This is a genomic window from Pseudohalioglobus sediminis, from assembly GCF_008370495.1.
Lineage (GTDB): Bacteria > Pseudomonadota > Gammaproteobacteria > Pseudomonadales > Halieaceae > Halioglobus.
Genome location: NZ_VTUX01000001.1, coordinates 1 through 26,909 on the forward strand (window position 1 = coordinate 1; position 26,909 = coordinate 26,909).

Below are 26,909 nucleotides of genomic sequence, written 5' to 3' on the forward strand. Positions count from 1 at the left end.
CTGGTCAGCTTTATGGAATATGATCTAGGATTCTTTGATGAGGATGTGGGGCGGGTCGAACCCGCCGCCAATCCTTTTTTACCGGAAGTGTAAACCATGTCTCCGGTATAAGGTGTAAACCATGTGTCCGGGATACACCTGAGGATTAGTGGCGGGGGTAGAAGGATTCGAACCCTCGACCCACGGCTTAGAAGGCCGTTGCTCTATCCAACTGAGCTATACCCCCGGGGAAGGTTTGATCTTACAACGAATGGGATGGGGTGGCCGACGGGTCTCGAACCCGCCACCTCCGGAGCCACAATCCGGTGCTCTACCTGATGAGCTACGGCCACCATCGCCGTTCCTGACTGAACTATCACCCTCACCAGGTTGTGGCTGGAGAGTTGGTCGGGGTAGAGAGATTCGAACTCCCGACATCCTGCTCCCAAAGCAGGCGCGCTACCAGACTGCGCTATACCCCGATAATCAGTTGGAAGCCTTGACCGGCCTCCCTTTCAGGAGCGCGCATAATACTCATCAGTGGGCGGAGCGTCAACGCCGCGGCACGCTATTTTCACTTCGCGCCCTTCCACTGCCCGCCCCCGTTATGGGACAATGCGCGGCTTTCCGCGGGGGCCTTATCCTGCCGCTTTTTCACCGTTTGAGAGGAACCTGACCGATGTCCGCACTGGTACTGGATGGCAAAACCCTGGCAGCCCAAACCGAGGCCGAGTTACTCGCCCGAGTGGAATCGCTCAAGGAGAAGTCTGCAGGCAAGACGCCCATACTGGCGACCATCCTGGTCGGTGATGACCCCGCCTCCGCCACCTATGTAAAAATGAAGGGCAACGCCTGTCGGCGCGTGGGCATGGATTCCATGGCGGTGGAAATGCCGGCATCGACCAGCACAGAAGAGTTGCTGGCCAAGATCGAAGAACTCAACAGTAATCCCGACGTGCACGGCATCCTGCTGCAACATCCCGTACCTCCCCAGATTGACGAACGCGCCTGCTTCGATGCAATCGCCCTGGGCAAGGATGTCGATGGCGTCACCTGCCTTGGCTTCGGCCGCATGGCCATGGGCGAGGACGCCTACGGCTGCGCCACCCCCCAGGGCATCATGCGCATACTCGATCACTACAACATTGATATCGAAGGCAAGCATGCCGTGGTGGTTGGGCGCTCCCCTATTCTCGGCAAACCGATGGCGATGATGCTGTTACAGAAGAACGCCACGGTCACCATCTGTCATTCCCGCACACAGGACCTGCCCTCCCTGGTAGCACAAGCAGACATCCTGGTCGGGGCTGTCGGCAAGCCGGAATTCATCAAGGCGGACTGGGTGAAAGAAGGCGCCGTCGTTGTGGATGCGGGTTATCACCCGGGCGGGGTTGGCGATATCGAATTGGCGCCGCTGGTGGAGAAGGCCTCCGCCTATACACCGGTGCCGGGCGGCGTGGGCCCGATGACCATCAATACGCTCATTATGCAGAGCGTGGAGTCCGGCGAGAAAAGCCTGGGCTAGGCACCCTGCCCCGGGAAGCGAACTGCCTGCCCCATGCACCGCGGCGCACGCCGTCGGCGCTGTGCACTAATGGCGCCGGCGCCAGGCCGGGTCAGCCGCGCTTCCATTTGGTCCCTTCGCGGGAATCCTCCAGGATCACCCCCTGGGCAGCCAGTGCGTCCCGGATTTCGTCTGCCCGGGCAAAATCCTTCGCCGCCTTGGCTTCCTGGCGTGCTGCAATTTGCGCCTCAATCTGATCCGCTGAGATCGCATCCTCCGACGAGGTTCCCTGTAACCAGGCTTCCGGGTCCTGCCCGAGGATGCCAAGCAGGTTGCCCGCCGCCAGTATGCGCGCCTTCAGCGCAGGTTTTTCCGCCGCATCCGCCTTGTGCAACTGGTGCGCCAGCGCGTGTATCTCGGCGATGGCAACCGGCGTATTGAGATCATCATTGAGCGCGTTGTAAAAAGGCTCCTCAGCCAGTCGAACCTCGGTATCCAGTTCGATGTCCTGCACATCCCGCAGTGTGCTGTAAAGGCTGTCCAGCGTGGCCTGGGCCTGCTCCAGCAGTTCAGCAGAAAAATTGAGCGGGGACCGATAGTGTGCGCTCAGCAAAGCAAAGCGCAGGACCTCGCCGCGATAGCTCTGCAGCAGATCGCGCACGGTGCGAAAGTTGCCCATCGACTTGGACATTTTTTCGCCGTCGATATCGAGGTAGGCGTTGTGCATCCAGTAGCGCACGTAGTCACCGCCGTGGGCACAACGGCTCTGGGCTATTTCGTTTTCATGGTGCGGAAAAATCAGGTCCCGACCACCGCCATGAATATCGATGGTTTCACCCAGATGCGCGCGAATCATGGCGGAACACTCCAGGTGCCAGCCCGGTCGACCACGCCCCCAGGGGCTATCCCAGCCGGGGTCTTCCTCCGCAGCGGGCTTCCATAGCACAAAGTCCCCGGGATGACGCTTGTAGTCAGCCACTTCCACCCGCGCACCAGCGAGCATGTCGTCCAGCGCTCGCCGCGACAGCTTGCCGTAATCCGCCATGGACTCGACGGCGAACAGGACGTGCCCCTGTGACTCGTAGGCATTGCCCTTGCTTACCAGCGTTGATGTCAGTTCAATCATGGCGTCGATATTGTGGGTGGCGTGCGGCTCAAGGGTCGGCGGCAGGGCATTCAGTGCTGCCATATCCTCGCGATACTTGGCTGTGTATTCATCCGTAACCGCCTCGATACTGCGCTGGCTGGCCTTTGCCGCGGCAATGATCTTGTCATCGACATCGGTAATATTGCGGGCGTAGGTCACGTTGGCATATTGCGTCTGTAACAGGCGAAACAGCGTATCGAACACGACCACCGGGCGCGCATTGCCGATATGCGCCAGGTTGTAAACTGTGGGGCCGCATACGTACATGGTGACCGTATCGGGGACCAGCGGCTCGAATACTTCCTTTTCTCCGCTCATGGTGTTGTAAACCTTGAGACTCATGATTGCTCCTTGTCTATTCCGCGCTAACCGCTAATCGTTCCAGGTATCACGCAGGCCGATGGTCTTGTTGAATACGGGCATTTCACTGCTGTGATCGTATCGATCAGCCACAAAGTAACCCTCGCGTTCGAACTGGAAGCCCTGCTCCGGCAGCGCCTCTAGCAGGGAAGGCTCTATCCATGCGTTATTGACGATTTGCAGTGATTCAGGGTTGATGTGCGCCATAAAGTCGTTGTCGCCACGGTCCGGCGCCTCGTGATTGAACAGACGGTCATACAGCCTGATTTCGGCGCGCTTGCCGGCGCTAGCCGACACCCACTGAATCACACCCTTGGGTTTCACACCATCTTCGGGGTTTTCGCCAATCGTGTTGGGGATAGTGTGCGCATGCACCTCGACGATCTCCCCGGCGTCGTTCTTGACCACCGCGTCGGCCTCGATCACATACGCATTGCGCAGTCGCACGCGCTTGCCAAGCACCAGGCGCTTGTACTTTTTATTGGCTTCCTCGCGGAAGTCCTCGGCATCAATATAGACCTCGCGGGTAAAGGGCAGCTGACGCTGGCCGAGATCTTCGCGCGTCGGGTGGTTTGGTGCCGCCAGCATTTCGGTCTTGTCTTCCGGGTAATCCGTGAGCACGACTTTCAGGGGCTTGAGCACCGCCATGGCGCGCGGCGCATTGGCATTGAGATCCTCCCTGATAGCGAATTCCAGCATGGCCACGTCAACCACGCCGTCGGAGCGGGTAGTACCGATCATATCGCAGAACTTGCGGATGGCGGCGGGCGTATAACCGCGACGGCGCATACCGGATACGGTGGGCATACGCGGGTCGTCCCAGCCGGCCACCACGGCCTCGTCAACCAGCTGCTTGAGTTTGCGCTTGCTGGTGATGGTGTAACTCGGGTTCAGGCGCCCGAACTCGTACTGCCGGGGTCGGCTTGGTACCGGCAGGTTGTCCAGGAACCAGTCGTAGAGGGGGCGGTGGTCCTCGAACTCCAGTGTGCAGATCGAGTGCGTAATGCCCTCGATGGCATCCTCCTGCCCATGGGCGAAATCGTAGGTGGGATAGATAGCCCACTCCGTGCCGGTCTGGTGATGCGGCATCTTGCGGATACGATAAAGGATCGGGTCGCGCATGTTCATATTGGGTGACGCCATATCGATCCTGGCGCGCAGTACGCGCTCTCCCTCGCCGAACTCCCCGGCCTTCATACGGGCCAGCAGGTCCAGATTTTCCGCGACCGGGCGGTCGCGATAGGGGCTATTGCGGCCAGGCTCCTTGAGCGTGCCGCGATACTCACGCGCCTGCTCCGCATTCAGGTCGCACACATAAGCCTTGCCCTGCTCCACCAGGTACACCGCCCACTCGTAGAACTGCTGAAAGTACGAGGACGCGAACCGCACCTCCCCGTCCCAGGTAAAGCCGAGCCAGCGCACATCCTGCTGGATGGACTCGATAAACTCCTGACTCTCCTTTTCCGGGTTGGTGTCGTCGAAACGGAGATTGCAGCGGCCACCATTGGCTTCGGCAAGCCCGAAGTTGACACAGATCGACTTGGCATGACCAATGTGCAGGTAGCCATTGGGCTCCGGCGGGAAGCGGGTGACAATTTCCGTTACTTTGCCGGAAGCCAGATCATCACTGATGATGGTCTGCAAGAAGTTACTGGCGGGCGTGTTTTCCATAGTTTGAAGTGGCCTGGGTGGGGCAAAGGGCGCGTATTATAGCGGCGAACGCGCCACGCTTTAAGCCGCCAGACCCTGTTTCCACAGTAAAATAACGGCTTATTCATCCGCTCCCGTTGTTTTCCTGTGGCGGAAAAGCCCGTATCATTGCCTCCCCTCACCAGAATCAAACTCACAGGGACGAGCAACATGGTTATCATTCGCACCACTTTCGGTGAAATCAAGCTGGCACTGGACGCCGACAAAGCGCCCAAAACCGTGGAAAACTTCCTGTCGTACGCCCGGGATGGCTTTTACGACGGCACCATCTTCCATCGCGTGATCGACAACTTCATGATCCAGGGTGGCGGCTTCGACACCGACATGAACCAGAAGCCGACCAGCGAACCGATTGAAAACGAGGCAGATAATGGCCTCAAGAACGACTTTGGCACCATTGCCATGGCCAGGACCATGGATCCTCACTCTGCCACGGCCCAGTTTTTCATCAACGTCAAGGACAATGATTTCCTGAATCACTCCGGCAAGAACATGCAAGGCTGGGGCTACACCGTGTTCGGCAAGGTTACCGAAGGCGAAGAAGTCCTGGACAAGATCAGGGCGGTGCCGACCACCTCACGCGGTGGCCACCAGGACGTCCCCACTGACCCGGTGATCATCGAAACCGTGGTAATCGTCGAAGAGTAAGTGTCGCGTACACTCTTCATATCTGATCTGCACCTGGATCCCGCCAGGCCCGAGATTACCTGGGCACTGGCGGCCTTTCTCAACGACCACAGCGACTGTTCGACACTCTATGTCCTCGGCGATCTGTTCGAGGCCTGGGTAGGCGACGACGACGATTCAGCCTTCGTCGCCTCGGTGGCTGCACTGTTCGCTGACTTCTCCGCACAGGGCCCCGGGCTGATGCTGATGCAGGGCAACCGGGATTTCCTGCTGGGGGAGGACTTTTGCAATCGCATCGGCGCAACACTGCTGCCCGACCCAAGCACTATTGACCTCTATGGCACCCCCACCCTGCTGATGCACGGAGACAGTCTCTGCACCGGCGACGCAGAGTACATGCGCTTTCGCAGCAGCGCCCGCAGCCCACAGTGGCAGGCCGAACTGCTGGCCAAACCCCTCGCCGAGCGCCGGGCCCTGGCCGAGCAGTTGCGCAGCATGAGCAAAGAGGCCAACTCGAACAAGGCAGAAGACATCATGGATGTCACTCCTGCAGAGGTCGATCGGGTGATGCGGGAAGCCGGTGTCAGCCGCATGATTCACGGTCACACCCACCGTCCGGCGCGGCACCAGGTCCCCCTGGGCGAACGTATTGTGCTGGGAGACTGGGAGCGGCATGGCTGGTATATCGACGCTGGCCCGGATCATATTGATTTGGTTAAATTCGATATTTAACAATGCGTTACTGACTTTTCATCAAGTCAATTATCGCACCTTTCTGCCTGCTCGATACTGTACTCGGCGCGCCCCGACGCAGGGCTCAAACGGGAAGGCAGGGGCGTAATCTGCCCGGCGTGACTATGCCGGCACCCCGCTGTGAAAACGAAACTCTTCGTCGGGCGACTCGATCAATTCCCGCTCACACTGCAACAGCGCCGCCAGGCGCGTATCGACTTCTGCCCTGGAACTCACCGCTTCCGCCAGTTTGAGGTAGTCCCGGAAATGCCGTGACTCCGACTTCAGCAGCGACAGGTAGAAAGCCTGCAACTCCTCATCGAGTTCCGGCGCCAGCGCGGCAAAGCGCTCGCAGGAACGCGCTTCAATGATGGCACCGACCAGCAGCGTGTCTACCAGCCGGCCCGGCTCCTCTGTGCGCACCTCTTTGCGCAGCGCACCGGCATAGCGTGCCGCGGTAAGTTGCGGGTAGGCCACTCCCCGACGTTGCATGATGGCAATCACCTGCTCAAAGTGGCGCAGTTCCTCCCGCGCCAATCGCGACAGCTTGTTGAGCAGATCGTGATGATCCACGTAACGGTACATCAGGTTGAGCGCAGTGGACGCCGCCTTTTTTTCGCAGTTGGCGTGATCGACCAGGAGAACATCCTGGTTCTGCAGTGCCCAGTCCACCCAGGCGCGTGGTGTCGGACAGGCAAGGAACTCGAGAATGTGGCTTATATCGGGGGCTGTGCTCATGGAACATTGTCACCAAAATTGTCACCAAACAGGTCGGGCATCGCTATGTAGCGGTCGTAGTGCGCCTGGGACAACAGCAGGAACTCGCTGTCGATCCGTTCGCGCAATTGCGCCAGTGTCAGGTCACGATAGCGCAGGTCAACTTCAAAACCGAAGTCGCGCGTACTGTCGATCTGCCCGGCACCGGCCTTGAGCAGGCTGAACACCCAGCAGTAGGCATCGTGGTGCGCAACGAAACGCACGTTCTGGGTTTCCAGTTGCCACCGCAATAGCGCCGCATCATGGACCTGCAATTTGTTACTGACACACTGCGATAGAAAGCCGGAGAGCCGGCCATCGATAATACGCTTCTGCTCCGGTGTGTAACTGTTCCAGTCAATCACCTCGTGACTGAAGCGCTTGCAACCGCGACAGACCGTGTCGCCGATGCCGGTGGAACAGACGCCGATACAGGGTGTTTTGACGGATAAATCGAACATGTCCAGGCGGGATTACAGGCAGGGGACAAAGTTTAGAATATCACCACGGTGAATGCACGATATAGGGTGCGATTCATTTATCTTATTTTGCTTGTGGGCTATACTTCGCGGCGATTTTTCTCCACAGGAGCCGCCGGCGCTACCCTCTGCCGGGGGACTTCTTTCAAGCTAAAGGAGCTCTACCGTGCTAGAAGCGTATCGCGAACATGTGGCCGAACGTGCCGCTCAGAATATTCCCCCAAAACCCCTGAACGCCGAGCAGGTCGCCGGGCTGGTTGAGCTGCTGAAAAACCCTCCCGCAGGCGAAGAAGCCTACCTGCTGGACCTGGTCACCAATCGCGTACCCCCCGGTGTCGATGAGGCCGCCTACGTCAAGGCGGGCTTCCTGTCCGCCGTCGCCAAAGGCGAGACCGAGTGCCCGCTGATCGACAGGCTGGCAGCGGTCAAGCTGCTGGGCAATATGCACGGTGGTTACAACATTGAAACGCTGGTGGGCCTGCTGCCTGATAGCGATCTCGGCGCGCAAGCCGCTGCAGAACTCAAGCACACGCTGCTGATGTTCGACGCATTCCACGACGTCGCCGAGCTGGCCGAGAAAGGCAATGAAAACGCCAGGGCGGTCATGCAATCCTGGGCGGATGCCGAATGGTTTACCAGCCAGGATGCCGTGCCCGAGTCCATCAAGGTGGCCGTGTTCAAGGTCACCGGTGAAACCAACACGGATGACCTCTCCCCCGCTCCCGATGCCTGGTCACGACCCGACATTCCCCTGCACGCGCTGGCCATGTACAAGATGACCCGCGACGGCCTGGAACCTGAAGAACACGGTGTAACCGGCCCGATGAAGCAGATCGAGGAAATCCAGTCCAAGGGCCTGCCCGTGGCTTTCGTCGGCGATGTTGTCGGTACCGGCTCCTCGCGCAAATCCGCCACCAACTCGGTGCTGTGGTTCTTTGGCGATGAGATCGACGGTGTACCCAACAAGAAGGGCGGCGGCATCTGCATCGGCGGCAAGGTAGCCCCGATTTTCTACAACACCATGGAAGATGCCGGTGCACTGGTTTTTGAAGCACCGGTTGACGACCTGGGCATGGGCGACGTGATCGAAATCCGTCCCTACGAGGGCAAGATCCTCTCGGAAGCCGGTGATGTGATCTCGGAATTCGAACTCAAGTCAGATGTCCTGCTGGACGAAGTTCGCGCCGGCGGCCGCATCAACCTGATCATCGGCCGCGGCCTCACCACTCGCGCCCGCGAAGCCCTCGGCCTCCCCGAGTCCGACCTGTTCCGCAAGCCCGAGCAGCCGGAAGACACCGGCAAAGGCTTTACCCTGGCACAGAAAATGGTCGGCAAGGCCTGCGGCACCGACGGCATCCGCCCCGGCACCTACTGTGAGCCGCGCATGACCACCGTGGGCTCCCAGGACACCACTGGCCCGATGACCCGTGACGAACTCAAGGACCTGGCCTGCCTGGGTTTCTCTGCAGACCTGACCATGCAGTCTTTCTGCCACACCGCGGCCTACCCCAAGCCCGTGGACATCGATACCCAGCACACCCTGCCGGACTTCATCATGACCCGCGGCGGTGTATCACTGCGTCCCGGCGATGGCGTCATCCACTCGTGGCTGAACCGCATGCTGCTGCCCGACACCGTGGGCACCGGTGGTGACTCACACACGCGTTTCCCCATGGGCATATCTTTCCCGGCGGGTTCCGGGCTGGTGGCCTTCGCTGCCGCCACGGGCGTCATGCCGCTGGACATGCCCGAGTCGGTGCTGGTGCGCTTCAAGGGCGAGATGCAGCCCGGCATTACCCTGCGCGACCTGGTACACGCCATCCCCTACTACGCGATCCAGGAAGGCCTGCTGACCGTTGAAAAGAAGGGTAAGAAGAACATCTTCTCCGGCCGCATCCTGGAAATTGAAGGCCTCGACGACCTCACCGTTGAACAGGCATTTGAGCTGTCGGATGCCTCCGCTGAACGCTCAGCGGCCGGCTGCACCATCAAGCTCTCCGAAGATTCTGTAGCCGAGTACCTGCGCTCCAACATCGTACTGCTGCGCTCCATGATCGCCGACGGTTACGGCGACCCGCGCACGCTGGAACGTCGCGCACGCAAGATGGAAGAGTGGCTGGAAAATCCCAGCCTGATGCAAGCCGACGCGGACGCCGAATACAGTGCGGTCATCGAGATCGACCTGGCAGAAGTCAACGAGCCTATCGTTTGCTGCCCGAACGACCCCGACGATGCACGCCTGCTGTCTTCCGTCGCCGGCGACAAAGTCGACGAGGTATTCATCGGCTCGTGCATGACCAACATCGGCCATTTCCGCGCGGCGGGCAAACTGCTGCAGCAGCACAAGGGCGGCATCTCCACCCGCATGTGGCTGGCACCGCCCACCAAGATGGACGAGCACCAGTTGATGGAAGAAGGCTACTACAACATCTTTGGCGCCGCCGGTGCGCGCACCGAGATGCCGGGATGCTCCCTGTGCATGGGCAACCAGGCCCGCGTGGCAGCCAACAGCACGGTGCTGTCCACCAGCACGCGGAACTTCCCCAACCGACTCGGTGATGGCGCCAACGTGTACCTGACCTCGGCCGAACTGGCCGCTGTCGGTGCCATCCTCGGCAAGCTGCCCACGCCGGCCGAGTACATGGAGTACGCCAAGAACCTCGACGCCATGGCTGAGGATATCTACCGGTACCTTAACTTCGACCAGATCTCTGATTTCCAGAAGAGCGCCGAAGAAGGCAAGCGTATCGCCGCCGTGGAAATCCAGGAGCTCAGCGCCTGACCAGCCGACCGGCAACGCAAATAAAAAAACCCGCCTCGGCGGGTTTTTTTTGTTTGATCGCAAAGACCGATTATCTATTCCGGACTACCGGGGACGCTGCCATCAAGAACCAGCTGCCAGTAGCCCACATCCAGCCACTGCCCCTGCTTGTACCCCACCTCGTGTAAATGCGCGACCTTGCGCATGCCCATCTTCTCGTGCAGCGCGACGCTAGCCGGATTGGGTAAGGTGATCCCCGCCAGCACCGCATGCACACCGCTGGTACGCAGCCCGTCAAAGAGGGACGAATACAGCGCGGCGCCCCAACCCTCGCCGATATGTTGCGGATCCAGGTAGACCGTGCTCTCGACGGAGTAACGATAGGCACTGCGATCGCGCCAGCGATTCGCATAGGCATAGCCAACCACCCGTGAGGCGGCTTCCGCCACCAGCCAGGGTAGACCCATGCCCGTCACCGTCTCTATGCGCTGGCGCAGCTCATCCACTTCGAGAACCCGCTCTTCGAACGTCGCCGGACTGTTAACAATGTAATGATTGTAAATCTCCGCCAGCGCGGGCGCGTCTTCTGCGCGCACTGTCCTGATCATCAGCCTACCTCCCTGACTGCGCGCGCAAACCGCGCCAGTGCCGCCTTGTCCTGCGCCTCGCCGGCGTAGGCCAGGCGCTGGTAATCACCGGTTATCGCGTCAATCCTGTCGGCGAGTCGGGGCACGCTGCGCTGTGCTCGGCGCGCGTAAGCCGCCGGCGACTCACCCGGTTCGCGGGTAACGCCCATTCTGGCCAGGCGTGCGCAGAACTGCAGGTAAAGGCGATCGAGCTTGCTCAACGCGTTGGTCCGGCGACGCAGCAACAGTGACAGCGCCACCGGCACCAGCACCAGCGCAAAACTGCCCAGGATAAACAGCGCAAATTTGCGTGCATCGACTCCGCCGAACCAGCGCTGCAGCAGCTCAAACTGGGTTTCAGCGTTGAAGCCGACAACCCAGCTTTGCCAGCGATAGGTCAGGGCGTCGTAGCGCAGGCGCAACTGGTTGACGAGATTGATACTGCGATAGCGCAGTGGTGACAGCGGTGAATCAGCGAGGAAGGTGCCCTCCTCCGCGATGGCCTGTTCCAGGCCGCGTTCAATGCGTTCCGGTGCCACGGCCGATGTCGGGTCAACGCGAATCCAGCCTTCGCCCTCCAGCCAGACCTCGGCCCAGGCATGCGCGTCGAACTGGTGCACGATCACGGTCCGGTTGACCGGGTTGACCTCGCCACCCTGGTAGCCGGCGACGACTCTCGCCGGCACCCCGGCAGCGCGCATCATAATGACGAAGGCGGAGGCATAGTGCTCACAAAACCCCCGGCGGGTCTCGAACAGGAAGGCATCCATCGGGTTGTCGATCGGCAGCAGCGGCGGTTCAAGTGTATAGACAAAGGGTTGCTCGTTGAACAGAGCCAGAACGCGCGCCACGATCTGCCGGGGGTTGGCGGCGTCTGCGGCAATCGACCCCGCCAGGGCCCGCGCCCGCGGGTTCGCCTCCGCAGGCAACGCCAGTTCGGCGCGCCGACGCCAGGCCGAGAGCGCTGGATCCAGCTTGGCTTCGGGCCAGGACCGCACCTGGTACAGAAAATCGTCTTCTATTGGCAGCGGCCGGAACAGGCGATAATCCGACGCGCCAAGAATACCCGCATCAGGGGAGCTGGCGTAGCGCAGGCTGTACAGCCAACGCTGCTGGGTCGGTTCCATGATAACCGAATAAGACAGCGGCTCACCCGACAGCACCGGCGCCGGGCGTCGCTCCGTAGCCGGCACCTCGTAGTAATTCAGTGCACTCCAGGTATTCTGGCGCAAACGACTCATCACCAGGCCGCGCCAGTAAAGCTGCGACTGGGGCGGTATTTCACCCTCAAACTTCACCCTGAACGCCACCTCTCCGGAGCGGCTCAGTCGGGATACATCGCCCGGGCTCATGAACTCACTCATACCGGTCTTAGCCTGCTGGCTTTTCAGCGGCACTGTCCACAATGGGCCTATGCGCGGAAACAGGAAGAACAGCACCAGCATTAACGGCAGTGCCTGCAGCACCATGGCCGTTGCTTTCCTGGCGGGCCGGGCATTGAATCGATCGTCGCCCGGCCGATGCAATGCCACCAGCGCGGTGGTCACCAGCACCACATTCAACAGGCACAGCAAGACAATGAGCAGGTCCTGGCTGAACAGGAATTCGGTGAGAATGACGAAGTACCCGAGGAACAGCAGCACGTAGGCGTCCTTGCGCTCCGCCAGCTCCAGCAACTTGAAAGCAAAGGCCGCCAGCAGCAGCGCCACCATCGGCTCGAGACCGATCAGGCTGGTGTAACTGAGCAGAATCCCCACAAACGCGCTGGCGATCAACGCCAGTTTTATCGGCCAACGCGGGAACGACCAGCTGCCGCGATATACCATGACACGCCAGGTCGCTGCCAGCAGGTACACCGCGAGCACCCAGGTGGGGACGCGCGCCAGATGCGGTAGCACCAGGGTGAACAGGGCCAGGATAATCCACACCAGCGCATTGCGCGGTATCTGTTGCGGGGCCTTCACAGCCCGGGATCCTCAAGCCCGTGCAAGGCCAGCGCGCGCAGGACCCGCTCGCGATGCAGTTCGCCGCAGTCCGGCGCTATGGTCACACCGGGCAGACGCAAACCGTACTCGTCGCCCTGCGCATCAAATGCCAGTGCCCAATAGCACAGGTGCGACAGGCGCTGCTCGGTAGGCAGGCCGGGAAACAGTTCCCAGTCCAGCCATACGCTGCGGTCAGCGTAAGCTGCATATTGCTTGACCTGCAGGTTCTGTCCGCGCGCCAGCCCTTTCCAGTAGATCTGGCGCAGGGAATCGCCCTCGCGGTAATTCCTGAAACCGTAGAAATCGTCGCTGCCCTCAATCGGCACCGCGGCGCCATCCGGTGACTCCGCCGCCAGCCCCGGTAGTTCGGCAGACGCCAGTGGCCGCGGGTAAACCAGTGCATACAGTTCCAGGTCCACCCAACTCCAACAGCGCAACAGGCCCAGGGGATAACTGGATTCCATGCGCAGGCGACCGGGGCTATACCAGCCGCGCTGCTGGCCCACTGGCAGGTAAAGCTGTTGGCGCAGGCTGTCACATTCGGCCAGGTTGGCGGTGACTTCCACGCCGCCAGGCCAGCCCAGGCGAATAGCGATATGCTCCTTGCGCCGACTGCGCTCCAGCTGCAGCGCAAATTCGGCCTGTTGGCCGGGAAATGCCGGGCGCGCGTGCACCGCGCGGATAGTCAGCCCGGACATGTTCGCATAGGTATGCAGGATGGCGACGACAAACAGCGTGAACAGCAGGAAGGTCAGGCCATAGCTCAGGTTGTTCTGGAAGTTGATCGCGGCCAGCAACATCACCAACAGGCACAGGCCGAAGAACAGGCCGACCCTGCTGGGGAAAATAAAAATACGCCGCTGATCGAGTGTCACCATCCTGGCAGGCGGAATACGCCGATCCACCCAGTTGCGGAAACGGCTGCGCAAGCGGGCCCTCAAGCCCGCCCTGTCAATCGATCCAGTCGCCGCGACCATCTACCCGGCGTCAGGGACGGATAACGTCGACATTGCGCTGCAACAACGTGACCAGGGCGGCGCCATCGCCGGCGTAGTCGCCGCTGGGCACCAGGCGATGCGCCGCCACGGTGGGCAGCACAGTTTGCAGATCCTCGGGCACGATATGCCCGCGACTGTTCATCACCGCCCAGGTGCGGGCGCAGTCCAGCAGGGCGAGGCCGCCTCGCGGCGAGAGTCCGACTTCGAACTCGGGGCTGTTGCGGGTATAGGCCACCAGGCGTTGCAGGTAATCGAGAATATTGTCCGAGGCATGCACCTGCCCTACCGCAGTGCGAATCTGCTGCAACTGTTCGTGGCTGAGCAACTGGCGCAGTGGACGGCGCTCGGTCTGGTTGCTTTGCTGGCGCTGGAACATCTCACGCTCGGCCTGCGGATGCGGGTAGCCGAGCTGCAGTCGCATCAGGAAACGATCCAACTGCGATTCCGGCAAGGGATAAGTGCCGGACTGGTGTATCGGGTTCTGGGTGGCGACGACGAAAAACGGATCCGGGAGTGGCCGTGTCTCCCCCTCGACCGTCACCTGCCCTTCTGCCATCGCTTCAAGCAGTGCGCTCTGCGTGCGCGGCGTGGTGCGATTGATCTCATCAGCGAGCAGCAGCTGGGTAAATATGGGGCCGGGATGAAAGCTGAAACTGGCATCATTGCGGTCGTAAACCGACACCCCGAGGATGTCCGCTGGCAGCAGGTCGCTGGTAAACTGCACGCGTTTCCACGACAGGCCGAGGACATCAGCCAGGGCATGTGACAACGTGGTCTTGCCCATACCGGGCAGGTCTTCGATCAGCAGGTGGCCGCGAGCAAACAGGCAGCACAGCGCGAGACGTATTTGCGGCTCCTTGCCCAGCAGGACCGTGCCGACCTCGGCAACGGCGGCATCGATAGCTTCCTGTAACTGCATAACTGCGCCCCGGTTATCGGTTTCAGGCCAACGCGGCGAAGCCCCGCTGCAGGTCAGCCTTGAGATCATCCACGTCTTCCAGACCGACAGACACACGGATCAGGTTACGACTGATACCGGCCTGTTCACGCTGCTCGTCACTGAGTCGACCGTGGGTGGTTGTTGCCGGGTGCACAATCGTGGTTTTGGCGTCACCCAGGTTAGCGGTGAGCGACATAATGCGGGTGGCGTCTATCACCTTCCAGGCCTCTTCCTGGCCGCCCTTGATCTGGAAGGACAGCACGCCGCCATAGGCGCTCTGTTGGCGGCTGGCCAGTGCATGGCCCGGATGCGTTGTCAGCCCGGCGTAATACACCCGCTCTACCGCGTCCTGCTGTTGCAGCCAGGTGGCCAGCGCCAGCGCCGATTCGCTGTGTGCGTTCATGCGCAAGCGCAGGGTTTCCAGCCCCTTGAGAAATACCCAGGCGTTGAAGGCGCTCATGGTCGGGCCACAGGTGCGCAGGAAGGTCTCCACCTCCTGCATATGCCGGGCACTGCCAACAACGGCACCACCGACGCAGCGCCCCTGGCCATCAAGGTACTTGGTCGCAGAATGCACAACAATATCCGCTCCCAGTGCCAGCGGCCGCTGCAGGGCCGGTGTGCAGAAGCAATTATCGACAACCAGCAGGCAATTGTTGTCGTGAGCCAGCGTTGACAGGGCCGCCATGTCGGCCACCTCGCACAGCGGGTTACTCGGCGTTTCCAGGAACAGCATCGCCGTTTCCGGGCGAATCGCGTCGCGCCAGGCCGCCAGGTCCAGCAGGGGCACAAAACTGACCTGCACGCCAAACCGCGCCATATACTTGCTGAACAGGTTGGTCGTGGTACCGAACACATCCCGCGAGCAGACAACGTGATCGCCGGCTTGCAGCAGCGCCATGGCGGTAGACAGTATGGCGGCCATGCCCGAGGCCGTACCGACCGCAGCCTCACCGCCCTCCAGGGCCGCGATGCGTTGCTCGAAAGTGCGCACGGTGGGATTGGTGTAGCGCGAATAGACATTGCCCGGTGACTCGCCCGCAAAGCGCGCAGCAGCCTCCGCCGCATTGGCAAAAACGTAGCTCGAAGTGGCGAAGATGGGTTCGGAATGTTCGCCCTCACCGGTGCGCGCGTTGCCTGCACGTACCGCCAGCGTGTCCAGCCCGGCTCCCGCGAGGGGGTCGTCGTGATTGTCACTCATACGCATTCAGGCATTGTTGTGGATGCCCACAACAGCGCCCTCCTCCTGCTGTGCCGCGCGTTTGCGACTCTGTGCTTCGTCGTTGCGCTGAGCCTCTATATGGTCGAGGTAGTGCTGGTCGACATCGCCGGTAATGTAATCGCCGCTGAATACGGAGCAGTCGAAGGCATCAATCTGTTCGTTGCCTTCACGGGAGCATTCGATGAGGTCGTCGAGGTCCTGGTAGACCAGCCAGTCAGCGCCAATCAGCTCGCACACTTCCTCAACGCTGCGGCCGTGCGCGATCAGTTCCGAGGCCGAGGGCATGTCGATACCGTAGACATTGGGAAACCGCACCGGCGGTGCTGCCGAGGCGAAAAAGACATTGCTTGCGCCCGCATCCCGGGCCATTTCAATAATCTGCCTGCAGGTGGTACCGCGCACAATGGAATCGTCCACCAGCATCACGTTCTTGCCCTCGAACTCCAGTGGTACCGGGTTGAGCTTCTGGCGCACGGACTTCTTGCGCTGGCTCTGGCCCGGCATGATAAACGTCCTGCCGATATAGCGATTCTTCATGAAGCCCTCGCGGAACTTGATGCCGAGTTCATGGGCCATGGACTGCGCCGCAATCCGGCTGGTATCCGGGATGGGGATGATGACATCGATGTCCAGGTCCGGGCGTTCGCGACGTATCTTGCTGGCCAGCGCAGCCCCCTGGCGCATCCGGGTCTTGTAAACGGAGATGCCGTCCATCAGGGAATCCGGACGCGCGAAGTAAACATGTTCAAAAATGCACGGTTGCAGTACCGGCGCTTCGGCGCACTGGCGACGGTGCAGGGTGCCTTCCATGTCGATAAACACGGCCTCGCCGGGCGCGACATCCCCGAGCAGGCTGAAGCCGAGTACGTCCAGCGCCACGCTCTCGGAGGCAATCATGTAATCTTTGCGGCCATTGAGCCCCTGTCGCTCGCCGACAACCAGGGGCCGGATGCCCAGGGGGTCGCGGAAACCCAGCACGCCGTAGTTCACAATAAGTCCCACCGCGGCGTAGCCGCCGCGACAGCGGCGGTGTACCGCTTCCACTGCCTGGAAAATGTCGTCGGCACCGGGACTCAATTTCCCCAGTGTCTGCAACTCGTGCGCAAATATATTGAGCAGGACCTCCGAGTCGGAGTCCGTATTCAGGTGCCGCAGGTCATCCTGGAACAGCTCCTTGCCCAGTTGCTCGGCATTGGTAAGGTTGCCGTTATGCGCCAGGGCGATACCGTAAGGCGAATTCACATAGAAGGGCTGGGCCAGGGCCGGGCCGGAACTGCCCGCGGTGGGGTAGCGCACATGGCCGATGCCGATACTGCCCTCCAGCCGCTGCATGTGTTGTTGCCTGAACACGTCGCGCACCAGCCCCTCGCTCTTGCGCAAGCTGAAGCGACCGCCTTCGCAGGTCATGATGCCGGCGGCATCCTGGCCACGGTGTTGCAACACCGTCAGGGCATCATAAATGTCTGGGGCCACGTTATGGCTTCCCACTAGTCCTACCAGACCACACATTGTGCTTTCACCTCTTGCTTCAGGTCGCTATACCGGCGCTGGGCACCGTATTGGAGAATACCGTTTGCACCCAGTCTGCCAGCATATTCAAATGGGGCATCAACACGGACTGGTGCAACCACTGTTGATCCTGGGGCGGCACCAGTTGGCGCACAACGTAGGCCGCCACCAGGATCAGGATCACGCCGCGTGCAAAGCCGAAAATGGTTCCCAGCAGGCGATCGAGAACGCTGAGACCCACAGCGCGCACCAGGCCGGTCGCCACTTTCACCACCAGGGTAAACACCACCAGGGTAGAGACGAACAGAATGGCATAGGCCGCAACGTAACGGCCGGTCACGTTGGCTATCACAGCGGCCAATTCCAGTGCCAGGCGATCGACAAACGTATGCGCCACCACGAAAGCCGCCACCCAGCCCAGCAGTGACAGGGCCTCGCGGACGAAACCCCGCCACAGACTCAACAGGATCGAGACACTGATCACCACGATGATGATCCAGTCGACGCCATTGAACTGGGACAGATCAACCATGCTGTGCCACCCGCGGGCTCATTCTAGCAGAGCGCGCCATAGCCCGGGCAATCCGGCCGCAACGCATCAGGGGTAGTACCGTGTAATCATCGATTTGACGCCGAAACGGCTGTCAATGGCACCGCGCACCTGCTCAAGCTTGGCCTTCTCCACTTTCGGTCCGATATAGACACGGTAGAGGGTACGTCCTCCACTATTGACCTTCTTGACGTAGGCTTTGTGCCCCATGCCAAGTAAATCCTTGCGCAGGGCATCTGCTTTCTCCGCGCTGCTGACGCTGGCAACGCGCAATATCCAGGTAATGGGAATGCCCTCGGCATCCAGGGCCGGCTTCACTGGCGGCTCACTACGTGGCTCCGGCCTGGGGGCGGCTTCCGGTTCCGGCTCCGGTTGCGATTTCGGTTCTGGCTTCGATGGGGGGGGCGCTGTCGCGGGCTGGTTACCATCACCGCCCGCCGCAGAGGCTGCACTGCCGGTGGGCAGAGGGCCATCCGGGGACAGTGTCAATATTTCGTCATCCACACCAGCCGGCTCGACTTCCTTCTTGAACTCCCGGGAGGGGCGCAGACCCGCTATATCGGGGGGCTCAATCGGCGAGGTGTCCACGGCAGGTCGCGGCGGTACACGCGCTGCTTCGGCCCCGCCCTGCGCGCCGGGTTCGACAAAAATAATCGGCCAGAAGACAACACCCAGTGCAACCAGAATCAGGGCACCTACCAGGCGCTGTTTCAATACTTCATTCATGTAACCCGGTCTTCCCCTGGTCTCTCTCCAGCTGTGGCAGTACCGCCGCAACGGTGAAAAATGAACCGAACACCACCAGCAGGTCTCCGCTTTGCATTACCGCCTGGGCCCGCCTCAGCGCCTGCCGCAGGTTTTTGCTGACACTGACACGCTGCTGGCCCTGTGCGTGCAGTATATCGGCTATGTCGGTCGCCGCCATGGCTCTTGGATTGGCGGGCTGCTCGCCCAGAAACCAGGCCTGAAAGCGAGCGCCAAAACGTGACAACATGGCCTCCACCGGCTTGTCTTTCATCGCGGAAAATAGTGCAATAACCTTTCCATTACAAGGAGTTGCGTCTATTTTTTCCAGCAACTTATCAATAGCTGCCGGATTATGTGCCACATCCAGCAGGTAGTGCCGGCCAGCGATATCCAGGTGCTGGCAGCGGCCCGTGCTGTGCGCGCCCGCCAGTGCCCGGCGCACCTGCTCATCGCTGAACGTCTCACCCAGCAAGCAGGCGGCCTGCAGCGCGGCGCAGATGTTCGATGGCCACAGGGCCTCCGTCGCCAGAGACGGCAGCTCCCGGCGCCCGGCGTCGGCGCCTGTCAGGTACCCCTGCCAGCTTGCCCCGGGCTCACCGTAGCCAAACTCGTGCCCAAGCTGCATAACAGGCGCAGCGGCAACCTGCTGCGCGCACTCCAGCAACTCCGCGGGCGGCTCGGGATCGGCGATCACCACCGGTTTCCCGGGGCGCATGATACCTGCCTTCTCGCGTGCAATGGCAGCGCGCGTATCGCCCAGCCACTCCTGGTGATCGAGGTCGATGCTGGTGATTACCGCCACATCTGCGTCTACCATATTGGTGGAGTCCAGGCGGCCGCCCAGGCCCACTTCCAGTACCACGCGATCTACTCCCTGCTCCCGAAACAGCCACAACGCGGCCAGGTTGGCGAACTCGAAATACGTCAATGACACGCCGCCACGGGCCTGCTCAATGGCTGTGAATGCGGCGACAATATCGTCGTCTGCTGCGTCTTCACCGTCGATACGAATGCGCTCGTTGAAGCGCAGGAAGTGGGGAGAAGTGAATGTCCCCACGCGGTGCCCGCACTCTCGCAACAGTGACTCGAGCACGGCCACGGTAGAGCCCTTGCCATTGGTACCGGCCACCGTTACTGCGGGCACTGTCAGCGGCAACAGGGACAGGGAATGCGCTACCTGGGTGACCCTTTCCAGGCCAAGATCCATGGCATTGGGATGCAGCGACTCAAGGTACCGCAGCCATTCGTCCAGGGTGCGTTTACTCATCCCGGGGTGATTCTAGGGGAATCTCTACCTCGTCACTGACTTCCGGTTCCGGCTCTTCTTCCACCACTTCCTCGTTTACGGCTTCCTCCGCCAACTGGAGGTGGCCGAGTTTGGCCAGCAGCCGCGCCAGCGTATCGCGCATCTCGGTGCGATGCACGATCATGTCTATGGCACCGTGTTCCAGCAGGAATTCACTGCGCTGGAAACCTTTGGGTAACTTCTGGCGGATGGTCTGCTCGATAATATTGGGGCCGGCAAAACCCGCCCGGGCGTCGGGCTCGGCCACGTTGACATCACCGAGCAGGGCCAGGGAGGCGGAAACACCACCATAGATCGGATCGGTCATAACGGAGATGTACGGCACTGCAGCCATTTTCATGCGCTCTATCACGGCGCTGGTCTTGGCCATCTGCATCAGCGATATCAGCGCCTCCTGCATGCGCGCTCCACCCGAGGCCGCAAAGCAGACCAGGGGAATTCCCTCGGCCAGCGCCAGTTGCGCGGCACGGGTGAATTTTTCACCCACGGCGTAGCCCATGGAACCACCGTGAAATTCGAACTCAAAGGCCACTGCCACGATGGGCATACCCTTGAGCGTACCGCGCATGGCAATCAGCGCGTCCTTCTCGCCAGTGGTTTTTTGCGCGGCGGCAAGACGGTCGCGATAACGCTTCTTGTCCTTGAATTTGAGACGGTCAACGGGTTCGACGTCGGTGAAGATTTCTTCGCGCCCGTCCGCATCGAGAAATGTATCCAGGCGGCGGCGCGCGCCAATGCGCATGTGATGATCGCACTTGGGGCAGACGTCATCGTTGCGCTCAAGATCCGGCCGGTACAGCACCGCGTCGCATTTGACGCACTTTTTCCACAGCCCTTCCGGGACGCTAGAACGCTTGGTGCTCTCGCTTCGGCTTACGCCGGAGGGCAGAATCTTGTCAATCCAGCTCATGTGCTTTCCCCACAGGTGAAGGCATTATTATAAACGCCAGCGGGGCCTGCTAGGAAGCGGCGCTGTCAACTCCCTTGCGGATTTCCGCGAGCAAGGTCGTCGCGGCAGCCTGCGCTGCCTGTTGATCGGCGCCAGCTTCGAGACTGCTGGCCATGGCGCTGATTAACGCACTGCCGACAACCACTCCATCGGCGATGGCGGCGATCGACCTTGCAGACGCCGCATCGCGAATACCGAAGCCCACGGCGACGGGCAATTTAGAGCGTGAGCGTATGCGGGCCAACTGCGCGGTCACATCGTCGATATCGAGGTGCCCTGCCCCTGTAACGCCCTTGAGGGACACGTAGTAAATGAAGCCACTGGCCTGATCCACGATCCTGTCGATACGCGCGTCCGGCGTGGTCGGTGCGACCAGGAAAATGTTGTCCATGCCCACCCGATGCAACTCGGCATTTACACCGGCTACTTCCTCGGGCGGGATATCGACTGTCAGCAGCGCATCCAGGCCAGCTGTAGCGGCGGCATCGGCAAACGCGGCATAGCCCATGTGCTCTACCGGGTTGGCGTAGCCCATCAACAACACCGGGGTTTCGTTATTGCGCTCGCGAAACGTGCGCACCACGTCCAGCGCATCGCGCAGGCTCGCGCCATTTGCCAGCGCGCGCTCGTGGGCGAGCTGGATCACGGGGCCCTCTGACATGGGGTCCGAGAACGGCACGCCCAGCTCGATAATATCTGCCCCGTTGGCCACCAGTTCGTGCATCAGCGGCACGGTCGCCTCCAGGCTCGGGTCCCCGACCACGATGTACGGCACCAGCGCCTTGCGCCCTTGCTCCTTCAGGCGCTCAAAACACCCCGCTATACGACTCACTCGCCTACTCCCTTAAAACTCGATGCCATCGATCTGTGCCACCGTATGAATATCCTTGTCACCACGACCAGAGAGATTGACCACAATGGTCTGCTCGGGCGCCATCTCCGCCGCCAGTTTCTCCGCATAGGCCAGTGCGTGACTGCTTTCCAGCGCTGGCATAATACCTTCTACGCGAGTCAGTGTATGAAACGCCTGCAGCGCTTCGTCGTCGTTGGCCACCACGTAGTTAACCCTGCCGATGTCCTTCAGCCAGCTGTGCTCGGGGCCTACGCCCGGGTAATCCAGCCCCGCGGATACGGAGTGCGTATGCATGATCTGGCCATTGGCATCCTGCATCAGGTAGGTGCGATTGCCGTGCAAAACACCGGGGGTTCCCGCAGTAAGCGGCGCGGCATGCTGGTTGGTTGAAACACCGTGACCACCGGCCTCGACGCCGTACATGGCCACCGATTCATCTTCCAGGAACGGGTGAAACAGGCCGATGGCGTTGGAACCGCCACCCACGCAGGCAACCAGCGCATCGGGCAGCTTTCCGGTCTGCTGCAGCGCCTGCGCCCGCGCTTCGCGTCCAATCACGCACTGGAAATCCCGCACCAGCATGGGATAGGGATGCGGCCCGGCAACCGTGCCGATAATGTAAAACGTGTCGTCCACGTTGGTTACCCAGTCACGCATGGCTTCGTTCATCGCGTCTTTCAACGTGCGTGAACCGGACTTCACCGGGATCACTTCCGCTCCCAGCAGTTTCATGCGATACACATTCAATGCCTGGCGGCGGACATCCTCCTCGCCCATGAACACCTGGCACTCCAGCCCCAGTCGGGCTGCGATGGTGGCCGTGGCGACGCCGTGCTGGCCGGCTCCGGTTTCAGCGATCACCCGCTTCTTGCCCATATGCTTGGCCAGCAGGGCCTGGCCCACCGTGTTGTTCACCTTGTGGGCGCCCGTATGGTTGAGGTCCTCCCGCTTAAGCAGGATGCGGGCACCCCCTACCTGCCGCGACCAGCGCGTGGCTTCGTACAAGGGGGACGGACGACCGACATAGTGCGCCAGGTCCTCATCCAGTTCGCGCTGGAACGCCTCGTCTGCGCGCAGGCGGCAGTAAAGTTGTTCGAGTTCGTCCAGTGCCGACATCAATGTCTCGGCAACAAACTTGCCACCATAGATACCAAAGCGCCCCTCTGCATCGGGCACTGTCGAGTAGTCCTTGTTAGTCACATCCACGTTCATTTTTCACATCCAGTTACTGCTGATCTGCGCGGCGCACCGCCGCGACAAACTGTTCAATTTTGCCTGCGTCCTTGATACCGGGCGCAGACTCTACACCACCGCTGACATCAACAGCCCACGGCCGCACCTCACCAATGGCAGCCCCCACATTGCCGGCGTTGAGCCCACCGGCCAGCACCAGCGGCAGAGACAGATCTCCCGTAATGCGCGACCAGTCAAAGGTATGCCCCGTACCGCCGGGTACCCCGTCCTGCCAGGCGTCCAGCAATACACCGCGCGCACCTTGCCACCCGGCGCTGGCGGTGGCTGCATCCACGCCGTCTTTCATTCTCACGGCCTTGAACCAGGGGCGCTTGAACTGCTGGCAGAATGCCGCTGTTTCCTTCCCGTGGAACTGGATGGCACCTATGGGCAGCGACTCCACGACCTGCGTGATCATGGCGGGGGCCTCATCCACGAACAACGAAACCAGGGTCACAAAGGGCGGCACGGCGTCTGCAATCTCCATCGCCTGTTCGAGGGTCACGGCCCGGGGACTGGGCGCATAAAACACCAGGCCAAGCGCGTCGGCGCCCTGGGCCACGGCCACAAGGGCGTCTTGTGGACGTGTGATGCCACAAATTTTAATACGCGTTCGGGGCACTTCCAGACCTGATTACAGCAAAAAAACCAGCGCGGATGGTAGCAGAAGCACCGGTCCGTGTCTTTATGCCCGAGATGGCCCCGTGCCCAGCAGCAGCGGGCCATACGGCGTGGGCGGCAGGCCATACGCAGGCGCATAGGTGACGTCGACCAGGTACAGCCCATTGGGTGGCGCGGTGTCGGCGGCACGGGTGCGGTCGCGGTCTCGCAGCAACTTTGCAATCCACTCCGGCGACTGGCGGCCACTGCCCACCGCCATCAGCGATCCGGCAATGTTGCGTACCATATGGTGCAGGAAGGCATTGGCCTGAATGTCCATCACCACCAGGTCGCCGCGCCTGAACACCGACACGGACTGCACCTCGCGCATGGGGGTTGTCGACTGACAGGCAGCGGCGCGGAAAGCAGAAAAATCCTGCTCACCGAGCAGGGCTGCAGCGGCTTCGTGCATGCGTTGCGCGTCCAATGGAAAGCGATGCCACGTCAATTGCCCGTTGTGCAGGGCGGGCCGTATGGCCGTATTGGCAATCAGGTAGCGGTAACGCCTTGCGCTTGCGGAAAAACGCGCGTGGAACGATTCCGGGACCGGCACGGCCCAATGCAGCCGAATATCCCGCGGCAGCCCCGCATTGGCCCCCAGGACCCAGGCCTTGGGCGCGCGCGCCACCGGCGCGTCGAAATGAATGATCTGGCAATGGCCGTGAACACCGGTGTCTGTGCGCCCGGCGCAGTGTATTCGCATGGGGGTGTCGGCGACCTTTGACAAAGCCGCCTCGAGTTCCTGTTGTACGGTACTGACACCCGGATGGGGCTGGCTTTGCCAGCCGTTGTAGCCGGCGCCGTCATACTCAACCCTGCAGCAGATGCGGCTGCCCGCGGGCAGCGGGTCAGCACTGATCGGTGAGAAAGACTCAGCCAATGCGGTCCAGCAGTGCTCCCGCCTCGGCCTTCTGCTCTTCCGAACCCTCGGCGATGACTTCCTCGAGAATCTGGCGGGCACCGTTTTCGTCGCCCATATCCATGTACGCGCGAGCCAGGTCCAGCTTGGTGGACATGCCGTTGGCTTCGGCTGCGATGACCAGGTCTTCACCGTCGTCATCAACACTCAGGGTGTCGTCGGAAAAATCAGCCGACAGGTCGAGGTCGTCGGACAGCGCTTCCTCGCCACCTTCAATCTCAAGGCCGGCAAAGTCCGCTTCCATATTGCTGTCGATCTCTGCAGCGAGACCTTCCGGCGGCTCATCGTAGCTGCCGCTATCGCCGATCAATTCCCTGGCGCGGGCGATACTGCCGGCATCACCGATCGCTTCCAGCTCACGCATCTGCTCCTGGGCACCGGCGTCGTTACCCATCTGCAGTTCGGTTTCCAGCAACTTCAGGCGGTAGGCGGTATTGCCAGGCTCATTGGCCAGGGCATTCTGCAGCAGATCCTTGGCCTGCGGATAGCGACCGTAGGCGATATAGATGTCCGCTTCGGCGAGCGCGTCGCCAGTATCCACGTCCGAGGCGTATTCGTCGTGCTTGCGCTCGCCATAGCCGCGGCTGTCAGCCTTGCTGTCGATGTCCTCTGCCTGTTCTTCTTCGAACTCTGTTACCGGCTCAGGATCGTAAGCAGGCTCCGGCGTCACTTCGACTCGTTCTTCCTTGACCTGGACATTGGCAAAAGCATCATCCTCATCGCCTTGTGCGGCGTCGTCATCGCCCTTGCGGCGGCGCACGAAAAAGAGGGCGAGCAAGGCCAGTATCAGCGCACCTATACCGTAAAAGATCTTACTGAGCAGCCCGCCCTGTTCCTCGACGGGAGCGGACGCTGCCTTTGGTTTGGCCTCGGGCTGGGGTGCCGGCGCTGCTGCGCTCCCGGCGGCATCAGCGTCGGCGGTGTCCGCGCTCGCCGCAGGCTCCGCCGCAGCGGCTTCACCATCGGCAACCGTTTCGTCCAGGGCACCTTGTTGTACTGTATCGTCGCCGTCGTCAGTGGCCAGGGATGTGGTCTCTTCCATTCCTGAGGCGACGCTTTCCATATCGTCGTCATCGCCGGCCAGGACATCACCGTCATCGTCGATACCGGCTGCGCCGTCACTATCCTCTACCTGGCCGCCCGCCTCGCGCAGGGCCGCCTGCAGCGCGGCAATCTGGTCATCTTTCACATCCACGATTCGCTGCAGGGTCTCTACCTGCTGCTGCACGGAGGCCAGTTCGCTGGCCATTTCGGCGTTTTCACGCGCTGCGACATCAGCCTGCTCAGCCGCTGCAGCGCCACCGGCGGTGTAGTCACCGGCATCAGCACCGGTACCGGCATCGGCACCCGCCTGCTCGACTGGCTCAGCGGAGATACGCAGCTTGGGACCGCTGGCGACAGGCGTGCTGGCACGGCCGGCCTCCCAGTCTTCATTCTGTTTCCTGACCTCGGCGAGCGCAGCAGACAGGTCCTGTGAACTGATATCGCCCTCACTGGGCAGGTAGACGATGTATCCGGCCTTGATGCGGTTGATATTGCCGTCGATAAACGCGTTGGGGTTAAGGCGCTGGATATCCAGCATGGTCTGGTGTACCGAGGCCCCGGCAGGTTTGGCTGATGCCGCGATCTGCCACAGGGTGTCGTCGCGATGAATCATGTAACGACTGCCGGCACGGGGTGTCGAAGAGGTCTCGGCGTTGAAATCACGCTGTGGCATGGCGCCGGGTGCGAGGTCGGACTTGCGGACATCCACCCGGGTGCCGCTGCTGGCAGCCGGGTCAGTGGGCTTTTTTCCACTCTCATCTGGCAGCGGAGTCCCCTCCACTTCCGCAACGCGTTGCGTTGCCGAAACCACGGGTGTGCTGCCGTCAAACAGCGGCGGGTCGACAAGTACCGTGTACTCACGCAGCAGGCGGCCGGACGGCCAGCGGGCCTCCACGATAAAATCGAGATAGGGCTCCAGTACCGGGTCTTCCGAGGTAATACTGATAGTGCCGCGCCCAGTGGCATCGACATTGACTTCAAAGGTGAGACTGGTCAGGAAGTACGCCCGCTCCACCCCCATGCGCTGGAAATCCTCACGCGTGGCAAGACGGATGCGAATCTCGTCTGAGTGCATGCCGTCAGTGTTGAGCAAATCTACTTCGGCCTTGAGCGGCTCATTGAGAAAAGATTCGAGTTTCAGTTCACCCAGGCCCAACGCGAAACTGGAACTCGCATGGATACACCCCAAAGAAAACACAGCAGCAGCAAACTTACGAGCCATACTCCGACGCCTTATTATAGTTCCCGCAATTAATCAGGCCCGCCTCCCCTGGCGCGACCTCCCCAAATGGCTACCACATATCGTGCGCCAT

At 61.1% G+C, this 26,909-nt stretch carries 23 protein-coding genes and 3 tRNA genes; 4 read left to right on the top strand and 22 right to left on the bottom strand.

Annotated elements, in window-relative coordinates:
* Nucleotides 1-149 precede the first annotated feature (149 nt).
* The 3 genes from F0M18_RS00005 to F0M18_RS00015 all read right to left on the bottom strand — a co-directional run bounded on the left by F0M18_RS00005 (nucleotide 150) and on the right by F0M18_RS00015 (nucleotide 461).
* Nucleotides 150-226: transfer RNA gene (locus F0M18_RS00005), tRNA-Arg, on the bottom strand.
* A gap of 30 nt (nucleotides 227-256) precedes the next feature.
* Nucleotides 257-332: transfer RNA gene (locus tag F0M18_RS00010), tRNA-His, on the bottom strand.
* A gap of 52 nt (nucleotides 333-384) precedes the next feature.
* Nucleotides 385-461: transfer RNA gene (locus tag F0M18_RS00015), tRNA-Pro, on the bottom strand.
* A gap of 197 nt (nucleotides 462-658) precedes the next feature.
* Here F0M18_RS00015 and folD point away from each other — a divergent pair.
* The gene (gene folD / locus F0M18_RS00020) at nucleotides 659-1,504 is read left to right on the top strand and encodes a bifunctional methylenetetrahydrofolate dehydrogenase/methenyltetrahydrofolate cyclohydrolase FolD (protein ID WP_149609340.1); all 846 of its coding nucleotides are present in this window, start codon (nucleotides 659-661) and stop codon (nucleotides 1,502-1,504) included.
* A 91-nt stretch (nucleotides 1,505-1,595) separates the two neighbouring features.
* On the opposite strand, the gene cysS is transcribed toward folD, so the two are convergent.
* The gene (gene cysS / locus F0M18_RS00025; protein WP_149609341.1) at nucleotides 1,596-2,972 is read right to left on the bottom strand and encodes a cysteine--tRNA ligase; all 1,377 of its coding nucleotides are present in this window, start codon (nucleotides 2,970-2,972) and stop codon (nucleotides 1,596-1,598) included.
* A gap of 30 nt (nucleotides 2,973-3,002) precedes the next feature.
* Nucleotides 3,003-4,661: a glutamine--tRNA ligase/YqeY domain fusion protein gene (locus F0M18_RS00030; protein WP_149609342.1), complete on the bottom strand. Its 1,659-nt coding sequence runs from the start codon at nucleotides 4,659-4,661 to the stop codon at nucleotides 3,003-3,005.
* Nucleotides 4,662-4,850: 189 nt separating this feature from the next.
* Here F0M18_RS00030 and F0M18_RS00035 point away from each other — a divergent pair, with 189 nt between their 5' ends.
* Together F0M18_RS00035 and F0M18_RS00040 are read left to right on the top strand one after the other, a co-directional pair.
* Nucleotides 4,851-5,348: a peptidylprolyl isomerase gene (locus F0M18_RS00035; RefSeq protein ID WP_149609343.1), complete on the top strand. Its 498-nt coding sequence runs from the start codon at nucleotides 4,851-4,853 to the stop codon at nucleotides 5,346-5,348.
* Nucleotides 5,349-6,059, top strand: a complete 711-nt coding sequence (locus F0M18_RS00040) for a UDP-2,3-diacylglucosamine diphosphatase (protein ID WP_149609344.1) — start codon at nucleotides 5,349-5,351, stop codon at nucleotides 6,057-6,059.
* 123 nt (nucleotides 6,060-6,182) lie between these two features.
* On the opposite strand, the gene miaE is transcribed toward F0M18_RS00040, so the two are convergent.
* Nucleotides 6,183-6,797, bottom strand: a complete 615-nt coding sequence (miaE, locus tag F0M18_RS00045) for a tRNA-(ms[2]io[6]A)-hydroxylase (protein ID WP_149609345.1) — start codon at nucleotides 6,795-6,797, stop codon at nucleotides 6,183-6,185.
* Entirely contained in the window at nucleotides 6,794-7,276 is a 483-nt protein-coding gene (locus F0M18_RS00050; RefSeq protein WP_149609346.1) for a DUF1289 domain-containing protein, read from the bottom strand. The genes miaE and F0M18_RS00050 overlap by 4 nt, the downstream gene beginning before the upstream one ends.
* A 184-nt stretch (nucleotides 7,277-7,460) precedes the next feature.
* Here F0M18_RS00050 and acnB point away from each other — a divergent pair, with 184 nt between their 5' ends.
* A complete protein-coding gene (gene acnB / locus F0M18_RS00055) occupies nucleotides 7,461-10,076 on the top strand; it encodes a bifunctional aconitate hydratase 2/2-methylisocitrate dehydratase (protein WP_149609347.1) in 2,616 nt (871 codons plus the stop codon).
* 74 nt (nucleotides 10,077-10,150) lie between these two features.
* Here acnB and F0M18_RS00060 read toward each other — a convergent pair whose 3' ends face one another.
* The 15 genes from F0M18_RS00060 to F0M18_RS00130 form a co-directional block, all read right to left on the bottom strand.
* Nucleotides 10,151-10,663, bottom strand: a complete 513-nt coding sequence (locus F0M18_RS00060; protein WP_149609348.1) for a GNAT family N-acetyltransferase — start codon at nucleotides 10,661-10,663, stop codon at nucleotides 10,151-10,153.
* A complete protein-coding gene (locus tag F0M18_RS00065) occupies nucleotides 10,663-12,645 on the bottom strand; it encodes a transglutaminase TgpA family protein (RefSeq protein WP_149609349.1) in 1,983 nt (660 codons plus the stop codon). Before F0M18_RS00065 ends, F0M18_RS00060 begins: the two co-directional genes overlap by 1 nt.
* The gene (locus F0M18_RS00070; protein WP_262500780.1) at nucleotides 12,642-13,595 is read right to left on the bottom strand and encodes a DUF58 domain-containing protein; all 954 of its coding nucleotides are present in this window, start codon (nucleotides 13,593-13,595) and stop codon (nucleotides 12,642-12,644) included. The genes F0M18_RS00065 and F0M18_RS00070 overlap by 4 nt, the downstream gene beginning before the upstream one ends.
* A gap of 58 nt (nucleotides 13,596-13,653) precedes the next feature.
* The gene (locus tag F0M18_RS00075; protein ID WP_149609351.1) at nucleotides 13,654-14,583 is read right to left on the bottom strand and encodes an AAA family ATPase; all 930 of its coding nucleotides are present in this window, start codon (nucleotides 14,581-14,583) and stop codon (nucleotides 13,654-13,656) included.
* A gap of 22 nt (nucleotides 14,584-14,605) precedes the next feature.
* Nucleotides 14,606-15,805: an O-succinylhomoserine sulfhydrylase gene (locus F0M18_RS00080; protein WP_149609352.1), complete on the bottom strand. Its 1,200-nt coding sequence runs from the start codon at nucleotides 15,803-15,805 to the stop codon at nucleotides 14,606-14,608.
* A 6-nt stretch (nucleotides 15,806-15,811) separates the two neighbouring features.
* Nucleotides 15,812-17,335, bottom strand: coding sequence for an amidophosphoribosyltransferase (gene purF, locus F0M18_RS00085; RefSeq protein WP_149609353.1), 1,524 nt, complete (start codon nucleotides 17,333-17,335; stop codon nucleotides 15,812-15,814).
* Between the two features lie 19 nt (nucleotides 17,336-17,354).
* Nucleotides 17,355-17,867: a CvpA family protein gene (locus F0M18_RS00090; RefSeq protein ID WP_149609354.1), complete on the bottom strand. Its 513-nt coding sequence runs from the start codon at nucleotides 17,865-17,867 to the stop codon at nucleotides 17,355-17,357.
* Nucleotides 17,868-17,933: 66 nt separating this feature from the next.
* Nucleotides 17,934-18,611 (bottom strand): SPOR domain-containing protein, encoded by a 678-nt coding sequence (locus F0M18_RS00095; protein ID WP_149609355.1) that lies wholly within the window; start codon nucleotides 18,609-18,611, stop codon nucleotides 17,934-17,936.
* Entirely contained in the window at nucleotides 18,604-19,899 is a 1,296-nt protein-coding gene (locus F0M18_RS00100) for a bifunctional folylpolyglutamate synthase/dihydrofolate synthase (protein ID WP_149609356.1), read from the bottom strand. The genes F0M18_RS00095 and F0M18_RS00100 overlap by 8 nt, the downstream gene beginning before the upstream one ends.
* Entirely contained in the window at nucleotides 19,892-20,848 is a 957-nt protein-coding gene (accD, locus tag F0M18_RS00105; RefSeq protein WP_149609357.1) for an acetyl-CoA carboxylase, carboxyltransferase subunit beta, read from the bottom strand. Before accD ends, F0M18_RS00100 begins: the two co-directional genes overlap by 8 nt.
* 49 nt (nucleotides 20,849-20,897) lie before the next feature.
* Nucleotides 20,898-21,719: a tryptophan synthase subunit alpha gene (trpA, locus tag F0M18_RS00110; RefSeq protein WP_149609358.1), complete on the bottom strand. Its 822-nt coding sequence runs from the start codon at nucleotides 21,717-21,719 to the stop codon at nucleotides 20,898-20,900.
* 12 nt (nucleotides 21,720-21,731) lie between these two features.
* The gene (trpB, locus tag F0M18_RS00115; protein ID WP_149609359.1) at nucleotides 21,732-22,952 is read right to left on the bottom strand and encodes a tryptophan synthase subunit beta; all 1,221 of its coding nucleotides are present in this window, start codon (nucleotides 22,950-22,952) and stop codon (nucleotides 21,732-21,734) included.
* Nucleotides 22,953-22,965: 13 nt separating this feature from the next.
* Nucleotides 22,966-23,595: a phosphoribosylanthranilate isomerase gene (locus tag F0M18_RS00120; protein ID WP_223177874.1), complete on the bottom strand. Its 630-nt coding sequence runs from the start codon at nucleotides 23,593-23,595 to the stop codon at nucleotides 22,966-22,968.
* 63 nt (nucleotides 23,596-23,658) lie between these two features.
* Nucleotides 23,659-24,513: a tRNA pseudouridine(38-40) synthase TruA gene (gene truA / locus F0M18_RS00125; RefSeq protein ID WP_262500781.1), complete on the bottom strand. Its 855-nt coding sequence runs from the start codon at nucleotides 24,511-24,513 to the stop codon at nucleotides 23,659-23,661.
* Nucleotides 24,506-26,818 carry a FimV/HubP family polar landmark protein gene (locus F0M18_RS00130; protein WP_149609360.1) on the bottom strand — a complete coding sequence of 771 codons (2,313 nt, stop codon included), beginning with the start codon at nucleotides 26,816-26,818 and terminating at the stop codon, nucleotides 24,506-24,508. The genes truA and F0M18_RS00130 overlap by 8 nt, the downstream gene beginning before the upstream one ends.
* Nucleotides 26,819-26,909: the final 91 nt, after the last annotated feature.

Excerpts from the sequence above, each read along its gene's own strand:
- folD (WP_149609340.1), top strand. The coding sequence starts at position 659 with ATGTCCGCACTGGTACTGGATGGCAAAACCCTGGCAGCCCAAACCGAG.
- cysS (WP_149609341.1), bottom strand. The coding sequence starts at position 2,972 with ATGAGTCTCAAGGTTTACAACACCATGAGCGGAGAAAAGGAAGTATTC.
- F0M18_RS00030 (WP_149609342.1), bottom strand. The coding sequence starts at position 4,661 with ATGGAAAACACGCCCGCCAGTAACTTCTTGCAGACCATCATCAGTGAT.
- F0M18_RS00035 (WP_149609343.1), top strand. The coding sequence starts at position 4,851 with ATGGTTATCATTCGCACCACTTTCGGTGAAATCAAGCTGGCACTGGAC.
- miaE (WP_149609345.1), bottom strand. The coding sequence starts at position 6,797 with ATGAGCACAGCCCCCGATATAAGCCACATTCTCGAGTTCCTTGCCTGT.
- F0M18_RS00050 (WP_149609346.1), bottom strand. The coding sequence starts at position 7,276 with ATGTTCGATTTATCCGTCAAAACACCCTGTATCGGCGTCTGTTCCACC.
- F0M18_RS00060 (WP_149609348.1), bottom strand. The coding sequence starts at position 10,663 with ATGATCAGGACAGTGCGCGCAGAAGACGCGCCCGCGCTGGCGGAGATT.
- F0M18_RS00075 (WP_149609351.1), bottom strand. The coding sequence starts at position 14,583 with ATGCAGTTACAGGAAGCTATCGATGCCGCCGTTGCCGAGGTCGGCACG.
- F0M18_RS00080 (WP_149609352.1), bottom strand. The coding sequence starts at position 15,805 with ATGAGTGACAATCACGACGACCCCCTCGCGGGAGCCGGGCTGGACACG.
- purF (WP_149609353.1), bottom strand. The coding sequence starts at position 17,335 with ATGTGTGGTCTGGTAGGACTAGTGGGAAGCCATAACGTGGCCCCAGAC.
- F0M18_RS00090 (WP_149609354.1), bottom strand. The coding sequence starts at position 17,867 with ATGGTTGATCTGTCCCAGTTCAATGGCGTCGACTGGATCATCATCGTG.
- F0M18_RS00095 (WP_149609355.1), bottom strand. The coding sequence starts at position 18,611 with ATGAATGAAGTATTGAAACAGCGCCTGGTAGGTGCCCTGATTCTGGTT.
- F0M18_RS00100 (WP_149609356.1), bottom strand. The coding sequence starts at position 19,899 with ATGAGTAAACGCACCCTGGACGAATGGCTGCGGTACCTTGAGTCGCTG.
- accD (WP_149609357.1), bottom strand. The coding sequence starts at position 20,848 with ATGAGCTGGATTGACAAGATTCTGCCCTCCGGCGTAAGCCGAAGCGAG.
- trpB (WP_149609359.1), bottom strand. The coding sequence starts at position 22,952 with ATGAACGTGGATGTGACTAACAAGGACTACTCGACAGTGCCCGATGCA.
- F0M18_RS00130 (WP_149609360.1), bottom strand. The coding sequence starts at position 26,818 with ATGGCTCGTAAGTTTGCTGCTGCTGTGTTTTCTTTGGGGTGTATCCAT.